We start from the raw sequence: 15939 nt of genomic DNA on the forward strand, positions 1-15939 counted from the left end.
AGCAGCGATCGTAGCGCCCGTGCGGGCCGTCACCGCGACGGGACCGCGGTCACGATCACGTTGTCCGAGTACGAGCGTCGCTCGGCGTCCCAGCGGCCGCCGCACGTCACGAGCACGAGTCGGCGCTCGCCGGAGCGGTCGAACAGCGTGTCGAGCGGGACGTCGGGCTTCGCGATGCTCCTGATGTCGGTCACTGTGTAGGTGTACGAGGTTCCCGTCGCGTCGACGACGTCGACGCTCGCGCCCGTCGTGATCTCGCGGAGCCGCGCGAACGGCCCGACCCCGTCCGGGTCGTCCACGTGGGCCGCGACCAGGGTCGTCCCGGTAGGGCTCGCCGGGGCCGGTCCGAACCGGTACCACGCGGCGACGTCGCCGGAGCCCGGCAGCGCCATCCGCCCCTCGGGGTCGACGCCCGCCGGCTCGACGGGCAGGTCGATCCCGAGATCACCGACGACGACCCGTGCGGGTGCCGGCGGCGGGGGAGACGGGACGTCCCGGGCCGGGCGCACCGGCACCGGTGCGTCCCGGGCCGGCCCGGGCGTCCCCGCGGTCGCCTCCCCGCCCTGGTGGGGGGCCGGGGTGGGGAGGGGGTCGGCCGACGGTCCGAGTCCGTCGGCAGACCCGTCGGCGGACGGCAGGGAGCATCCGCCGACGACCGCTGCGGTGACGAGCACCGCCCCCAGGAGGGTCCGGAGGCCGGCCCGCGCGCCCCGGGCGGGGCGCGCGGGACCGGCGGTCGTGCGCTGCGTCATGCCGTCCGGTCGCTCCGGACGGCGTGGGCCGCGTGCTGCTGGCGCCACGCGCGCGCCAGCATGAAGGTGGCCGCGACGAGCAGCAGGCCGAACAGCGACGCACCGAACGCGATGGCGACGCCCGTCGCGGTGCTGCTCGGCGCGTCTGCCGCGAGGCCCGAGAGCCCGGCCGGGACGCCCGACGGCGACGAGTGCAGGCCTTCGACCGTCTGCGTCGCGAGGGCGAGGTTGCCGTCCTCGAGGCTGCCCCACGCGTACGCGATGGTGTTGACGCCCTCGGCGACCGTGAGGTCGGCCGGGCCGAGCACGGGCTCCGTGGTGCCCGCGGCGGCGACGGTCGCCGAGATCGTGCCGGCCGGCAGGTCGAGCACGGCCTCCTTCGGGTTCTCCAGCCCCGTGACGACGGCGGTCCCGCCGGCGAGGACGTCGACCGCGGGCGCCGCGGCGACGTGGCGCACGGTGAGCCGGCCCTGGCCCGCGGCCGTGGGCTTCGTGTCGTTCGTGAAGAGCGTCGCGGTCGGCTGGCCGCCCGCGTCGAGGTGCGCGACGGCGGTGTAGCTCGTGCCGCCCGCGAGCTGGAGGTCGACCGGGCCGATGACCGGGGAGCTCGTGTCCGTCGCGTCGGGCGCCGTGATCGCGACCGTGTACGTCCCGGCGGGGAGATCGAGCGGACCCGCGAGGTCGCCGGGCTGGAAGTCGTCGAGGGTGAGCTCGTCGTTCACCCAGACGTCCACGGGCGTGTCCGGCACGCCGTGCAGGACGGAGAGCGAGGCGCCGTCGTCGGTGGCGGCCTGGGCGGGGAGCGCGACGGCCCCCAGCGCGACGAGGGTCGCTGCGCCCGCGAGCGCGGCGGTGCGTCGTGCGGTGCGGTGCATGGTGTCCTCCGGTGGTCGAGCCCGGTCCGTCCCGGGCGCTCGATCTGCTGACACCCCCTCTTCCCCCGCAGGTGCGGATCTGGATGCACACGCATCAAAAAAAGTGCCCGGCCCCGCGGTGCGGGGCCGGGCACGGGTACCGGTCAGAGGTTCTGGGGCCGCAGCACCGCGCTGATGCCGTGCGCGATCTGGACGTTGCCCTTGTTGAGGTCGAGCTTGCTCTTCACGAGGAACGGGTCGAGGTCGTTGCGGTCCTGGTCGACGAGGCGGACCAGGGCGAGGCGCTCGCTCAGCACGTCGACCCGGAACGTCGCGCCCTGCGCCGTGGTGAGGACGGCGTCGTCGGACCGCAGCGCGGTGCCGGAGTCGATCGTCGCGCCGGGGACGACGTGGTAGAGCAGCACCTGCTCGATCGCGTCGATGCCCACCGCCCCCGCGAGCGACGTGAGCACGCGCTCCTCCGTGGGCTGCCAGCGGTGCGTGAGGTCGAACGCGAGGAGCTGGAACGCCCGGTCGTTCGGCAGGAACGCGGTGAGCGGCACCGTGCCGTCGGCCAGGACCGCCACGGGGCTGTCCGGCTTGGCGGCGAGGACCGCGGCCACGGCCTGGTCGACGATGTCGAAGTCGTACCAGTTGCGGTCGAACGTGTCGCCGTCGGCCGCGAGCACGGAGGCGAGACTCGCGGTGCCCGACGGCGGCGCCGTCGTGGGTGCCGGTGCCGCGACGGCCGGTGCGGTCGCGGCGGCCAGGGCGAGGAGCGCGGCTCCTGCTGCGGTGAGCGTGCGTCGGAGGTTCATCGTCGAGTCCCTTCGTCGTGCACGGGACGGCGGTGCGCCGTCGGACGCCGGGCGGCGTCCACCTCTCCTTCACCCGGACCGCTGCGCGCGGATGCACCCACCGCCGGACGACTTTCCGCCGCGCTCGGCGCGCCGTCCGCTCAGCCCTCCGCGTCAGGCCCCTCCGTCGTGCCGCCCCCGAGGGGGCGCGCGAGCGCGCGGACCGTGTCGATCGTGTCGGCCTCGGCGGCCGTCTTGTCGTCGCGGTACCGGACGACGCGCGCGAAGCGCAGCGCGAGACCGCCGGGGTAGCGCGTCGAGCGCTGGAGGCCGTCGAACGCGATCTCGACGACCTGCTCGGGACGCACGTGCACGACGTACCCCTCGTCGGAGGTCTGGAGCTCGCGGAAGCGCTGCGTCTGCCACGCGAGCATCTCGTCGGTCATGCCCTTGAACGTCTTGCCGAGCATGACGAACCCGCCCTCGGGGTCGCGCGCGCCGAGCCAGATGTTCGACAACCACCCGCTGCGCCGGCCGGAGCCCCGCTCGACGGCGAGCACGACGAGGTCGAGCGTGTGCCGCGGCTTGACCTTCACCCAGCCCGCACCACGCCGCCCGGCCGCGTAGGGCGCGTCGAGCGACTTCACGACGACGCCCTCCTGGCCCTCCGCGACGGCGGCGTCGAAGAACGCGGTCGCGGCCGCGGCGTCGTCGGTCACGAGCCGGCGCACGGCGAGCGGCCCGGCGGCGTCGGCGAGCAGGTCGGCGAGCAGGTCGTCGAGCACGGCGAGCCGGTCGCGCAGCGGCTCGTCCAGCAGGTCGCGGCCGTCGGCGTGGAGCACGTCGAAGAAGAAGGGGGAGAGCTCGAGCGAGGCCGCGAGCTCCGCCTCCTCGGCGGCGCTGCGCTCGCCCTGGGTCGCGGAGCGGGCGGCGGTCTCCTGGAACGGGCGGGGGACGCCGTCGGGCCCGACGACGAGCGCCTCCCCGTCGAGGACGAGCGCCCGGCCGGGGAGCGCCCGCACGGCCGCGACGATCTCGGGGACGCGCTCGGTGATGTCGTCGAGCGAGCGCGTGAAGACGCGCACGTCGTCGCCGTCGCGGTGCACCTGGATGCGGATGCCGTCGAGCTTGACGTCCACGGCGACGGCGGTACCCGACGCGTCCTCGCCGCCCGGCGCGGCCCCGAGCTTGTCGAGCGCGGCGCCCACGTCGGGTGCGGACTGCGCGAGCATCGGCCGCACCGGGCGGCCGACGGTGAGCCGGAACGTCGCGAGCGCCTCCGCCGCGGCCTCCGGGCCGCCCGCCGTGAGCGCCGCGCGGGCGACCGGCCCGGTCGCGCCCGCGAGCATGACCGCGCGCCGCACCGCGTCGGCGGGGACGCCCGCCGCCTCGGCGACGGCGTCGACCACCACGGAGTCGAGCGCTCCCTGGCGCAGCTCGCCCGAGACGAGCCCGGCGAGGAGCGACTGCTCGCGCGCCGTCGCGGCGCCGAACAGGGCGGCGGCCTCGGCCTGGCGCGCGGTCGACGACCCGGGGCCGGAGAGGTCCGCCATGCGGGCGAACGCGGCGTCGACGTCGGTCAGCGTGAGGCCGGGTTCCTCGGCAGGGGCGGGGAGGTCGCGCAGCGACCGCCACCCGAGCCCGGTGCGGCGCTGGCGCAGCTCGCCCGCGAGGTACGCGACGGCGATCTCCACCTCCGCGCTCCCGGCCTCGGCGTCGTCCGCGACGCGCCGCAGCAGGTCGGCGATGGCCGCGCGCTTGGCGAGGCGCGAACGCGTGGCGGCGACGGCGTCGGACGTGGCGGCGACCTCGGCGAGCAGCATGCCCCATCCTCACGCCGACCACCCACGCCCCGCCCGCCGGGCGCCCCTCCGCGGTACATCCTTTTGTGAATACACGAGTCCGTGTACTGTCGCACCCATGGTCGAGACGGTCACCCTCACCCACACCGCCGCGCTCGCGCGGCTGGGGCACGCCCTGTCGGACGAGACGCGCGCCCGCGTCCTGCTCGCGCTGCGCGAGGCGCCCGCCTACCCGTCCGACCTCGCCGACGCGCTCGGCGTCTCCCGCCAGGTCATGTCCAACCAGCTCGCGTGCCTGCGCGGGTGCGGGCTCGTCGAGGCGATCCCCGACGGGCGCCGCACCTGGTACCGCCTCGCCGACCCGCACCTCGCACCCGCGCTCGACGACCTGCTGCGGCTCGTCGTCCAGGTCGACCCGACCTGCTGCGGCCCCGACGGGTGCACGTGCTCATGACCTCCGTCCCCGTCGGCGCACCGCCGTCCGCCCCCGCCCTGACGGCCGCGCGCCGCGCCGTCCTCGAGCGGCGCGTGCGGTGGGTCGTCGCCGCGACGATCGCGTGGAACGCCGTGGAGGCCGTCGTCGCGATCACGGCAGGACGGGTCGCGTCGTCGGCCGCCCTCGTCGGGTTCGGGCTCGACTCGCTCGTCGAGGTCCTCTCCGCTGCCGCGGTCGCCTGGCAGTTCGCGGCGCCCGACCCCCACCGGCGCGAGCGGGCCGCGATGCGCGTCATCGCGGTCTCGTTCCTCGGCCTCGCGGTGTTCGTGTCCGTCGACGCCGTCCGGTCGCTGCTCGGCGCGGCGGAACCCGAGCACTCGGTCGTCGGCATCTGGCTCGCCGCGGTGAGCCTCGCCGTCATGCCGTTCCTGTCGTGGTTCGAGCGCCGCACCGGACGCGAGCTCGGCTCGGCGTCCGCCGTCGCGGACTCGAAGCAGACGCTGCTGTGCACGTACCTGTCGGCGGTCCTGCTCGTCGGGCTCGTCCTCAACGTGACCCTCGGGTGGTCGTGGGCCGACCCGCTCGCCGCGCTCGTCATCGCCGCCGTCGCGGTCAAGGAGGGCGTCGAGGCCTGGCGCGGCGACGCGTGCTGCGCCCCGACCGCCGTCGTGCACGCCGCCCCCACGGACGCCGCCGCCCCGTCCTGCGACTGCTGCCGACACGAGCCCTCGACCGCCGAGCGAGGTGCACCGGTCGTACAGTGACCGCCGTGACGACCGAGCCTCCCCCTGATGTCGGCGCGGACTCCGGCGCCGCCGCGGGCACGGCTCACCGGCGACGCCGCCGTCGTCTGCCGCCGTGGCTCCCCGCCGCGGTGGTCGTCGTCGCGCTCCCCGCGACGGGGCTGCTCCCCGCGGCGGACGCGCGCGACCTGCTCGTGCGCACCGGGCCGGTCCTCGTGTTCCTCCTCGCCATCACGGTGGTCGCGGAGCTGTGCGCGGGCGCGGGCCTGTTCGACGCCGTCGCCGCCCGGGCGGCGCGGCTCGCCGGGGGTCGGCGGATCGTGCTGTGGGTCCTCGTCGTGCTGCTCGCGACGGCCAGCACCGTCGTGCTGTCGCTCGACACGACGGCGGTGCTCGTCACGCCCGTCGTGCTCGCCCTCGCCCGGCGCACGGGTACCAGGCCCCTGCCGCTCGCGCTCACCGTGCTCGCGCTCGCGAACACGGCGTCGCTCCTCCTGCCGGTCTCGAACCTCACCAACCTGCTCGCCGCGGACCGGTTCGGCACCGGGTACGTCGGGGTGATGTGGGCGCCGGCGCTCGCGGTCCTCGTGGTGACGGTCGTCGTGCTGCTCGCGCTGCACGGTCGCCACCTGCGGGGACGGTTCGACCTCGTGGGTCCCGGCCCGACGCCGCCCGACCGGGTGCTCCTGCGGGTCACCGGGGCCGTCGTCGTGCTCCTCGCGGTCGCGTTCGCGCTCGAGCTGCCCGTCGCGCCGACGGCGCTCGCGGGCGCGGCGGTGCTCGCGCTCGCGACGTGGTGGCGGCGCGTGCGCCCGCTCGTGCCGGTGCGGGAGATGCTGCCGTGGAGGTCCGCGGTGGTCGTGGCGGCGCTGTTCGTGGTCGTGGAGACCTGGCACGCGCACGGGCTCGGCGACCTCCTCGCCGCCGTCGCGGGCACGGGGAGCGGGCCGGGCGACCTCGCCCGCCTCGCCGCGACGGGCGTCGTCGCGGCGAACCTCGTGAACAACCTGCCCGCGTTCCTCGCGCTGCTCCCCGCGGCGGGCGAGGACGTCGAGCGGCTCGCGACCCTGCTCGTCGCGGTCGACGCAGGGCCGCTGATCACGCCGTGGGCGTCGCTCGCGACCGTGCTGTGGTGGCAGCAGTACCGCCGTCACACCTTCGGGCAGGAGCCGCCGCCCGCGTGGCACGTGATCCGTCAGGGCCTCGTGCTCGCACCCCTCGCCGTCGCGGCGGGGGTCGCCGTCGTGGCGCTGACTTGGCCGAGGTGACCCGGCATCACGGCCGAGCGCCATGACGAAGCCCGCGCGAGGAGACGAGACGAGATCTCCGGACGCGGGCTCCGTGCTGTCTCAGGCTGAGAGCTTGTGGTTGGCGAGACGGTTCATGGAGATGCCCTGCGCGGCAGCCTCCTCGACGAGCCGGCGGTGCATGGCCGGGGGGATCCGCACGCGGAACTCGCCGGAGTAGTGGCGCTCGGACAGGGGCTCGGGGACCTCTTCGCCAGAGGCTGCGAGGTCCTCGACCACCTCGGAGGCAAGCTTCCGGATCCCGGCGAACGCGGCGGCCGACTCGGGCTCCAGCCACGAGAGAGAGGGCAGCTCGAGAACCGTACCGACGAACTCTCCGTCGTCTGCGGACCAGGACACGCGGTAGCTGTAGTGCTCGGCGGCGTTCACTTCTCCTCCTCTGAGGGGTCGTTCTCCTCGTGCATGGCCTCGAGCCTGTCGATCGCCTCGAGGACCTGTTTGACCTGGTAGGCCTAGGCCCGGCCGTTGCTGTTCTGGATGTTGACCCGGGGGTCACCGGGCCACGGCATGGCATAGACGTGGTGCGAGCCCCCGCTGCGTCTGGGCTCGCCGAAGTAGTGGTCGCACACGGCGACGAGCTCGTCGAAGCGAACGCTGCCGGGGCTGTTCCGCATGCGGTCCAGCACCTTGTCTCGCTTCGTCACCAGACCTACGGTACCAATAGTGGTACCACCCGTGCTGTGGCCCGGCGTGCTCGGCCGCACAGGTCCGGGTGCGCTCGCCACGGGCCCGTGGTCGGATGGGGAGCGATGACTTCGCGATCGATGACGACACGAACTGTCCGCGCCGCCGCCTCGTCGCTGGCGGCGGTCCTCCTGCTCGGCGGGGTCCCCGCCGCGGCCGTCGCGGGCCCGGGGGGTGAGCCAGCCCGCACCGGTGCCGCCACGGCGTCGGCCCGCACCGGACCCGCCACGACGACGGCCGCCCAGGTCGAGGCACCCGTGCCCGAGATCGCGTGGGGCCCCTGCGACGGCGACGGCCTCGAGGCGTTCGAGTGCGCGACCGCGCAGGTGCCGACCGACTACGACCGCCCCCACGGCCGCACGACGACCATCGGCCTGACGCGGCTCCCGGCGTCCGACCCCGAGCAGCGGATCGGGAGCCTGTTCACCAACTTCGGCGGCCCCGGCGGTCCGGGCGTCGAGACGCTGCACCTGCTCGGGGGATCGCTCTTCGACGACGACGTGCTCGCGCGGTTCGACGTCATCGGGTTCGACCCGCGCGCCGTCGGGACGTCCGACCCCGCGACGTGCTTCCGCGACCAGGAGCGGGAGAACGCGTTCCTCGCGGGCCTGCCCGCGTTCCCCGTGACCGATCGCGAGGAGGGGCGCTACCTCGGCCAGATGGCGGCGTTCGGCGCGTCGTGCACGCTGTTCTCGGGCGACCGGATCGCGCACGCGTCGACGGCGAACGTCGCGCGGGACATGGACCTGCTGCGCCAGGCCGTGGGCGACGAGCAGCTCAGCTACGTGGGGTACTCCTACGGCACGGTGCTCGGCGCGACGTACGGGGCGCTGTTCCCGGACCGCGTCCGCGCCCTGGTGCTCGACGGCACGATGGACGTCGACGCGTGGTCGGGCGTCGGGTCGCGCGAGCTGATCGGCGCTCGGATCGGGCAGGCCGCCGGTGCGACCGAGACGTTCGGCGAGTTCACGCGGCTGTGCTCCGAGGCGGGGCCGTCGGCGTGCGCGCTCGCGTCGCTCGGCGACCCGGCCGACGTCGCCGAGGCGACCTACGCCGCGCTCCGCGAGGCGCCCGTCGACGTGCCGCTCCCCGACGGCACGAGCGTGCGCGTCGGGTACCCGGACACGGTGGCGCTCGTCTTCCAGTACCTGTACGAGCCCGCCGCGTGGGGCGACCTCGACCTCACGCTCGCGTCGCTCGCCGTGCTGAGCGGCGCCGTCGAGCCGCCCGCGGCTGCGGACCGCCAGCGCACGCTCGGTGCGCTGCCCTCGCTGGGGGAGCTGCTCCGCCGCGCGGGCTTCGCCGAGGACTACGCGTCCGTCGGCGGCGCGCTCGCGAGCCTGTGCGTCGACACGACGACCCCCGGCCGGCCGTGGCAGTACCCCGCGAAGGTCGACGCGCTCGACGCGCAGTACCCGCACTTCGGGCGCTTCCGCGGCTGGGTGGGCGTCCAGTGCGAGTTCGTGCCCGTCGAGGACCGCGACGCGTTCACGGGCCCGTGGGACCAGACGACGGACGCCCCCGTCCTCGTGGTCGGCACCCGGTTCGACCCCGCGACGCCGTACGGGTTCACGCAGCCCTACGCGGACCGCTGGCCCGACGCCCGCGTGCTCACCGTCGAGGGCTGGGGCCACACGATCATCGGCAAGAGCGCGTGCGCGGACGACGCTGTCGTGCGGTACCTCGTGGACCTCGACGCGACCGACGGCGCCACGTGCGAGCAGGACGTCGTGCCGTTCCAGGGCCCGTCGGTCCCGCTCGGGGAGGCGCTGCGCCTCCCAGTCGTCTGACCCGCTGACCGCTGACCACTTACCCGCTGACCCGCTGACCCGCTGACCCGCCGGACGGTGCCCGCTGGTCCCTTGCGGTCGCGGCCGTTCGGCCCTACCGCCAGGTCTCGGCGTCTGCCCACCCTGGAGGCATGACCGGACCGGGCCACCGCGTGACGGAGGCCGCCCGGCGCTACCCGTGGGTGGTCGCCACGGTGGCGGTGGGCGGTCTCGGCGGCGTGCTCGAGGCCTGGGGTCCGGACCGCTCGGCCCAGGTCGTGGTCTCGGCGTTCGCGCTCGTGCTCGTCGTGGTCCGGGCGCGCGCGATGGTGGCGGACCTGCGGGCGGGCGCGTACGGCGTCGACCTGCTGGCCGTCCTGTCCGTCACGGCCACGGTGCTCGTGGGGGAGTACTGGGCCGCGCTCGTGGTGTGCCTCATGCTCTCGGGCGGCGAGGCGCTCGAGGACTACGCGAACGGGCGCGCGCGGCGCGAGCTCTCGAGCCTGCTGGCCGGCGCCCCGCGCGTCGCCCACCGGGCCGGGCCCGGCGGGGAGTTCGAGGACGTCCCCGTCGACGACGTGCGCCCCGGCGACGAGGTGTGGGTGCGGCCCGGTGAGGTCGTCCCGGTGGACGGCGTCCTGCTCAGCACGGCGGCCACGCTCGACGAGTCGTCGCTGTCCGGGGAGTCGCTCCCCGTGGAGCACCGGCGCGGGGACACCGTGCTGTCCGGGTCGGTCAACGGCGGCGGAGCGGCGCAGGTCCGGGCGACCGCGACGGCCGCGGGCTCGCAGTACCAGGCGATCGTCGAGCTCGTGAAGCAGGCGCAGGAGTCCAAGGCGCCGTTCGTGCGCCTCGCCGACCGGGTGGCGGTGCCGTTCACGGTCGCCGCCCTCGCGCTCGCGGGCGCAGCGTGGGCGCTCAGCGGCGAGGCGACCCGCTTCGCCGAGGTCCTCGTCGTCGCGACGCCGTGCCCGCTGATCATCGCGGCCCCGGTCGCCTTCATGTCCGGCATGTCCCGCGCGGCCCGGAACGGGATCATCGTGAAGTCGGCGGGCACGCTCGAACAGCTCTCGCGCGTGCGCACCGTCGCGTTCGACAAGACGGGCACGCTGACCCACGGGGCGCCGGTCGTCGTGGAGGTCCTGCCCGCGGGCGACCGCACGCCGGACCGCGTGCTCGCGCTCGCGGCCGCCGTCGAGCAGTACTCGGTGCACCCGCTCGCGGCGGCGATCGTCCGCGCGGCCCAGGAGCGGGACCTCGCGCTGCCCGCCGCACGGGACGCGACGGAGGAGACCGCCCGGGGAGCCCGCGCGACGGTGGACGGCCACGCGGTGGCGGTCGGTCGGCTGGCCTTCGTCACCGCGGGCGCGCCCGCGGGCGTCCCCGTGCCCGGCGCGGGCCGCAGCGCCGTCCACGTGGGCGTCGACGGCGCGTACGCCGGGACCGTGCTCCTCGCCGACGAGCTGCGGGCCGAGGCCCGCCCCACCGTCGCCGCCCTCCACGCCGCGGGCGTGCGGACCACCGTCATGCTCACCGGCGACGGCGCGGCGACCGCCCGGCACGTCGCGGACCAGGTGGGCATCGACGACGTGCGCGCCGGCCTCCTCCCGCAGGACAAGGTCGACGCGGTGCGTGCGCTGCCGGACCGCCCCGTGATGATGGTCGGGGACGGCGTGAACGACGCCCCGGTCCTCGCGGTGGCCGACGTCGGCATGGCCATGGGCGCACGGGGCTCGACGGCGGCGACCGAGTCCGCGGACGCCGTCGTCGTCCGCGACGACCTCGCGCGCACCGTCGGCGCCGTGCGGATCGGCCGCCGCACCGTGCGGGTCGCGTGGCAGGCCATCGGCATCGGGGTCGCCCTGTCCGGGCTGCTCATGGTCGTGGCCGCGACGGGGCGGCTCCCCGCGCTCGCGGGGGCGTGGCTCCAGGAGGTCGTCGACCTCGCGTGCATCCTGTGGGCGCTGCTCGCCACCCGCCCGGGCAGGGACGAGACGCCGCCCGGACCGTCCCGGTCGGCATCCGCCGCGGAGGTCGGCGAGCCGCTCGTGCCGGCGGCGTCGTCCCGCTGAGACCCGGCGTCCACCCGCCCACGGGCGGACGAGAGGATCGGACCCCGGACCCCCGGCACCGTCTCCGAGAATGCTCTGAGAATCGGCGGGCACGCTGTCTCGCATGAGCATCCTCACGACGCGCCGGACGTCGGCCCAGCAGGCCCAGCCCCAGGACCGGGCCACGGCCCGGGCACGGCGCGGAGCGGGCGCACCCGCTCCGGGCGCGGTCGTCCTGCGGGCGGCGCTGGTCGGTGTCCTCGTGCTCGTCGTCGCGTTCTGGTGGCGGGGCACGCCGCCGTCCGCCGGGGCGTCCCCGGCCGGCGCGCTCACCGGCGTGGGGGAGCTCGTGGGGCTCGTCGCGTCGGTGCTGGTCTGCGCCCAGCTGCTCCTCGTCGGGCGCGTGCCCTGGTTCGAGCGTGCGGTGGGCCTGGACCGGCTCGTCGCGTGGCACCGCGTCCTCGGGACGGCCGTCGTGCTCCTCGTCCTCACGCACACGCTCCTCATGGTGGCCGGGACCGCCCTGCCGGCGCAGGCCGCGTCCTGGTGGCAGGCGCTCACCCTCGTGCTGGCGGAGCCGGACATGACGGCGGCGCTGGTCGGCACCGGCCTGTTCGTGGTCGTGGGGGTGTCCGGCGCGCGCCTCGTGCGGCGGCACCTGTCGTACGAGGCGTGGTTCCTCGTGCACCTGACGATCTACGCCGGGGTGTACCTCACGTTCGCGCACCAGGTCACGGCGGGCGCGCACTTCGTCGCCGACCCGACGGCCCGCGCCGCCTGGGTGCTCCTCTACGCGGGCACCGCCGCGGCCCTGCTCACGTGGCGCGTGGTGCTGCCGCTCCTGGGCGTGCTCCGGGACGCGCCGCGGGTGAGCGCGGTCGTGCCGGAGGCCGGGGGGATGACGAGCGTGTGGGTGTCGGGTCCGGCGCTCGCGGACGCCGGGGCACGGGCGGGCCAGTTCTTCCTCGTGCGCTTCCTCGCGCGGGGCCACGTCGTCACCGCCCACCCCTACTCGGTCTCCGTCGCGCCCGACGGCGAGCACCTGCGCTTCACCGTCGGTGGCCTGGGCGACCACTCGCGCGCGGTGGCCCACCTGCGGCCGGGGACGCGCGTGCTCCTCGAGGGACCGTTCGGCCGCTTCACCGCCGCCCGGGCGCGACGCCGCGGTGTGCTGCTCGTCGCCGGGGGCGCGGGCGTCGGGCCCGTGCGGGCGCTCGCGGAGGACCTGGTCGCGCGCGGTCACGACGTCGTCGTCGTGCACCGCGCCCGGTCCCGGGCGGACCTCGGCCTCGGCCACGAGCTCGCCGACGCGCCGCTCACGTACCTGCCCGTCGTGGGCCGCCGGGCCGACCTCGGGTACGACCCCCTGGGCCCGGGGCGGCTCGACGCCCTGGTCCCCGACATCGCGTCGCGCGACGTGTTCGTGTGCGGTCCGCCCGCGATGGTCGCCACCGTCGAGGACTCGGCACGCCGCGCGGGCGTGCCGCGGTCCGCCGTCCACCACGAGGAGCTGAGCCTGTCATGACCGGACGCCGCTGGAGAGGGACGATCGTCTACGCGGGCAGCGTGCTCGCGCTCGGGGCCGCCGCGCTCGCGCGGTACGGCGGGGTGCCGGGCCTCGCCGGGGACGGGTCCGCGACGTCGGCTGGTCCCGCCGCCGTCGTCGCGGGGTCGGAGCCCGTGACCCCCACGACCCCGACGCCGGCCCCCTCCACCGCGGGCTCGACGGACCCGGGCACGTCCCCGGCGAGCCCGGGCACCGGCACGCCCGACCCGACGCGGGCGACCGTGACGGGGTCGGTCGTCCAGACGCGGTACGGGCCGGTGCAGGTCGCGGTGACGTTCACCGGGACGCACCTCGACGCGGTGCAGACCGTGCGGTCGCCCAGCGGGGGAGAGAGCTCCCAGATCTCCGCGCGCGCCACGCCGCTGCTCGCGCAGGAGGCCGTGCGGGCGCAGTCCGCGCGCATCGACACCGTCTCCGGGGCGACCTACACCTCCGAGGGCTACCGCGAGTCCCTCCAGGCCGCGATCGACGCGCGGGGCTGACGGTGCGCCGGACGGAGACGGTCATGGGGCTGCCGATGTCGCTGGACCTGCGCGCGCCCGACGACGAGCGTGCGCAGGCTGCCGCCCGCGCGGCGTTCGCGGTGCTCCACGCCGCGGACGCGCGGTTCAGCGGGCGACGCGCGGACAGCGAGCTGTCCCGCCACCGGCGCGGGCTCGTCGCGCGCCCCTCCCGGGACCTGCGCGAGGTGCTCGACCTCGCGGAGGCCGCGCGCGTCGCGAGCGGTGGCGCGTTCGACGTGCACCGGCCGGACGGCACGCTCGACACCGACGGCGTCGTCAAGGGCTGGGCCGCGCAGCGCGCGGTGGACCGGCTCGTCGCCGCGGGGTTCTCCGACCTGTGCCTCAACGCCGGCGGGGACGTCGCCGTCCGTGGCGGGCCGGAGCCCGGCCGGCCCTGGGTGGTGGGCGTGCGCTCCCCGGCGCGCGTGGACGGGCTCGTGGCGCGGGTCGAGCTGCACGACGGCGCGGTGGCGACGTCGGGGACGTACGAGCGCGGTCTCCACGTGTGGGACGGGCGCACGGGTGCCGCCGCGCGCGGGCTCCTGTCGGCGACCGTCGTCGCGCCCGACCTCACGACCGCCGACGTCCTCGCGACGAGCGTCCTCGCGCTGGGCGAGGAGGGGGTCGCGTGGGCGGTGGACCAGGGGGCCGCCCTCGTGCTCGCCGTCCTCCCGGACGGGACGGTCGTCAGCGACGGGCCGGCGGGCCGAGCGGCAGCGTGAGCACGAGACGGGCCCCGTGCGGTGCGTCGGGGCGGTTCGTCGCCTCCACGGTGCCCGCGTGCTGGGCCGCGACCTCCGCGACGAGCGCGAGCCCCAGCCCGTAGTGGCGGCGCCCGCCCTCGTCGGGTGCCGGCCCGGGGCGGCGCGAGGCGAAGCGTGCGAACAGGTCGCCGGCGTCCTCGCCCAGCCCGGGTCCGTCGTCGTCGACGAGCGCCTGCGCGGCCGACCCGGCGCGCCGCACCGTGACGACGACCTCGTGCGTCGCGTGGTCGACCGCGTTGTCCACGAGCGCGGTGAGCGCGCGGCGCAGCGCGGCCGGCGCCCCCGCGACCGTGAGGTCGTCCGTCCCCGCGCGCCGCAGCGCGACGGAGCGCGACGCCGCGCGCGCCTCGGCCGAGCGCACGACGGCGTCGGCCAGCGCCGCGAGGTCGACGGGTACGAGGTCCACGGACCGCGTGTCCGCGGCCGTCAGCAGGTCGTCGAGCACGTCGCTGAGCGCGGCCGTGTCCTCGAGGAGCCCGTCGACGTCGCGCGCCACCTGCTCCGCCGTCCCCGGGCCCGGTCGTTCGAGCCGGCGACGCAGGAGCTGCGCGCGCGTCGAGAGCAGGGTGAGGGGGGTCCGCAGCTCGTGGCTCGCGTCTGCCACGAAGCGCCGCTGCATCGCGAGGGCCTGCGCCGTGGGGAGGACGGCGCGACGCCCGAGCCACCAGCCCCCGACGGTGGCGAGCACGACCCCGACGGCCGTCGCGACACCGAGCGCGAGGAGGAGGCGCGCCAGCTCCTCGCGCGTCTCGGACGGGTCGAGGACGGCCTGGACGACGCCGTCCCGACGCTCCACCGTGAGCACCTCGAACGTGCCTGCCGAGGTCGTCACCCGCTCCCGCGCGCTCGTCCCCGTGCGTGCCACCTGCTCGACGAGACCGAGGTCGGGCAGGCCGGCCGGCATCCCGGGCGACGCGTCGACACCGCGCGGCGAGGCCACGGCGACCCAGATCCCTGGGCCCGCGTCGGTGACCTCGTCGGCCGACGCCGCCGACTCGAGCCGACGGTCGTCCGCCTCGCCGAGCGCGCGAGCCACCACGGCGAGGACGACCGCCGCCACCACGAGCAGGCTCACGAGCACGAGGAGACCCGTCTGCACCGCGAGGCGCCGGCTCGTGCGCCGCAGGAGGTCGCGCTCCGCGCCCGTGATCACAGTGCGCCCCACCGGTACCCCAGCCCGCGCACGGTCGTGACCGCGCGGCGGCCGAGCTTGCGGCGCAGGTAGTACACGTAGGTGTCCACGACCCCCGGGTCGGACGCCTCGGGGAACACGCGCTCCAGCAGCTCGTCCCGGCCGAAGACCTGGTGCGGGTGCCGGGCGAGGACCTCGGCGAGCGCGGCCTCGCGCGCCGAGAGGTCGGCGGTCGTGCCTGCGTCCGTCGTCACGCGGCGGGTCCCGAGGTCGAGCGTGCCGCCCGGGAGGCGGATCGCGCCCGCCGCCGGGGACGCCTGGCCCCGCCGGCGCAGCGCGCGCAGCCGCGCCAGCAGCTCGTCGACGTCGAACGGCTTCCCCACGTAGTCCTCGGCCCCGGCGTCGAGGCCGGCCACACGGTCGGCCGGGTTGCCGAGCGCCGACAGCACGAGCGCGGGCGCCGTGACGCCGCGCGAGCGCAGCCGGGCGAGCAGGTCGAGCCCCTCGACGGCGGGCAGGCCACGGTCGAGGAGCAGCAGGTCGTACTCGCGCGTGAGGCCGAGGTGGAGCCCGCGCTGGCCGTCGTGCGCGACCTCGACGGCGTAGCCCTCGCTCCCGAGGAGCTCCACGAGCATGTCCGCGAGCATGCGGTCGTCCTCGACCACGAGGACCCGTGCCTCGACTGTCATGCGGTTCCGCCTCGTCTCCCGGACGTGTCCATTCTGACCGCCGGGCGGTCGGGCACAACTGCGGCCGACGCACCGCCGCCCGCCCGGAG

The 15939-nt window shown here is 76.4% G+C and carries 16 protein-coding genes; 8 read left to right on the forward strand and 8 right to left on the reverse strand.

Annotated features, from left to right (window positions below):
• Nucleotides 1–29: 29 nt before the first annotated feature.
• The 4 genes from BXA05_RS05200 to BXA05_RS05215 form a co-directional block, all read right to left on the reverse strand.
• Entirely contained in the window at nt 30–752 is a 723-nt protein-coding gene (locus tag BXA05_RS05200) for a class F sortase (protein ID WP_076404215.1), read from the reverse strand.
• Nucleotides 749–1627 (reverse strand): DUF4397 domain-containing protein, encoded by an 879-nt coding sequence (locus BXA05_RS05205; RefSeq protein ID WP_043652848.1) that lies wholly within the window; start codon nt 1625–1627, stop codon nt 749–751. Before BXA05_RS05205 ends, BXA05_RS05200 begins: the two co-directional genes overlap by 4 nt.
• Nucleotides 1628–1770: 143 nt before the next feature.
• The gene (locus tag BXA05_RS05210) at nt 1771–2424 is read right to left on the reverse strand and encodes a fasciclin domain-containing protein (protein ID WP_076404216.1); all 654 of its coding nucleotides are present in this window, start codon (nt 2422–2424) and stop codon (nt 1771–1773) included.
• A 140-nt stretch (nt 2425–2564) separates the two neighbouring features.
• On the reverse strand, nt 2565–4226 hold the full coding sequence (locus tag BXA05_RS05215) for an ATP-dependent DNA ligase (RefSeq protein ID WP_076404217.1): 1662 nt from the start codon (nt 4224–4226) through the stop codon (nt 2565–2567).
• Between the two features lie 97 nt (nt 4227–4323).
• Here BXA05_RS05215 and BXA05_RS05220 point away from each other — a divergent pair, with 97 nt between their 5' ends.
• The 3 genes from BXA05_RS05220 to BXA05_RS05230 are packed head-to-tail and all read left to right on the forward strand — an operon-like array spanning nt 4324 to nt 6652.
• Nucleotides 4324–4659, forward strand: a complete 336-nt coding sequence (locus BXA05_RS05220) for an ArsR/SmtB family transcription factor (RefSeq protein ID WP_043652840.1) — start codon at nt 4324–4326, stop codon at nt 4657–4659.
• A complete protein-coding gene (locus BXA05_RS05225) occupies nt 4656–5405 on the forward strand; it encodes a cation efflux transmembrane domain-containing protein (RefSeq protein WP_076404588.1) in 750 nt (249 codons plus the stop codon). Before BXA05_RS05220 ends, BXA05_RS05225 begins: the two co-directional genes overlap by 4 nt.
• 5 nt (nt 5406–5410) lie before the next feature.
• Complete coding sequence (locus BXA05_RS05230; protein ID WP_083711693.1) at nt 5411–6652, forward strand: SLC13 family permease; 1242 nt, start codon at nt 5411–5413, stop codon at nt 6650–6652.
• A gap of 81 nt (nt 6653–6733) precedes the next feature.
• Here the strand turns inward: BXA05_RS05230 and BXA05_RS05235 are convergent, their stop codons facing one another.
• Nucleotides 6734–7060 (reverse strand): type II toxin-antitoxin system HicB family antitoxin, encoded by a 327-nt coding sequence (locus tag BXA05_RS05235; RefSeq protein WP_043652837.1) that lies wholly within the window; start codon nt 7058–7060, stop codon nt 6734–6736.
• A gap of 83 nt (nt 7061–7143) precedes the next feature.
• A complete protein-coding gene (locus BXA05_RS19965; RefSeq protein ID WP_076404218.1) occupies nt 7144–7335 on the reverse strand; it encodes a toxin HicA in 192 nt (63 codons plus the stop codon).
• Nucleotides 7336–7455: 120 nt separating this feature from the next.
• Between BXA05_RS19965 and BXA05_RS05245 the strand changes: the two genes are divergently transcribed.
• From BXA05_RS05245 to BXA05_RS05265, 5 genes are all read left to right on the forward strand, one after another.
• A complete protein-coding gene (locus BXA05_RS05245; RefSeq protein ID WP_076404219.1) occupies nt 7456–9165 on the forward strand; it encodes an alpha/beta hydrolase in 1710 nt (569 codons plus the stop codon).
• 131 nt (nt 9166–9296) lie between these two features.
• On the forward strand, nt 9297–11216 hold the full coding sequence (locus tag BXA05_RS05250) for a heavy metal translocating P-type ATPase (RefSeq protein ID WP_076404220.1): 1920 nt from the start codon (nt 9297–9299) through the stop codon (nt 11214–11216).
• A 103-nt stretch (nt 11217–11319) separates the two neighbouring features.
• A complete protein-coding gene (locus BXA05_RS05255; RefSeq protein ID WP_083711507.1) occupies nt 11320–12720 on the forward strand; it encodes a ferredoxin reductase family protein in 1401 nt (466 codons plus the stop codon).
• A complete protein-coding gene (locus BXA05_RS05260) occupies nt 12717–13244 on the forward strand; it encodes an FMN-binding protein (RefSeq protein ID WP_043652828.1) in 528 nt (175 codons plus the stop codon). The genes BXA05_RS05255 and BXA05_RS05260 overlap by 4 nt, the downstream gene beginning before the upstream one ends.
• Before the next feature lie 23 nt (nt 13245–13267).
• Nucleotides 13268–13987: an FAD:protein FMN transferase gene (locus BXA05_RS05265; RefSeq protein ID WP_076404591.1), complete on the forward strand. Its 720-nt coding sequence runs from the start codon at nt 13268–13270 to the stop codon at nt 13985–13987.
• Here BXA05_RS05265 and BXA05_RS05270 read toward each other — a convergent pair.
• Both BXA05_RS05270 and BXA05_RS05275 read right to left on the reverse strand, forming a co-directional pair.
• Nucleotides 13953–15194 (reverse strand): sensor histidine kinase, encoded by a 1242-nt coding sequence (locus BXA05_RS05270; RefSeq protein WP_143311052.1) that lies wholly within the window; start codon nt 15192–15194, stop codon nt 13953–13955. The genes BXA05_RS05265 and BXA05_RS05270 overlap by 35 nt on opposite strands.
• Complete coding sequence (locus tag BXA05_RS05275) at nt 15179–15850, reverse strand: response regulator transcription factor (protein WP_043652826.1); 672 nt, start codon at nt 15848–15850, stop codon at nt 15179–15181. The genes BXA05_RS05270 and BXA05_RS05275 overlap by 16 nt, the downstream gene beginning before the upstream one ends.
• Nucleotides 15851–15939: the final 89 nt, after the last annotated feature.

The organism is Cellulosimicrobium funkei (genome assembly GCF_900155925.1).
Taxonomy (GTDB): Bacteria; Actinomycetota; Actinomycetes; order Actinomycetales; family Cellulomonadaceae; genus Cellulosimicrobium; species Cellulosimicrobium funkei.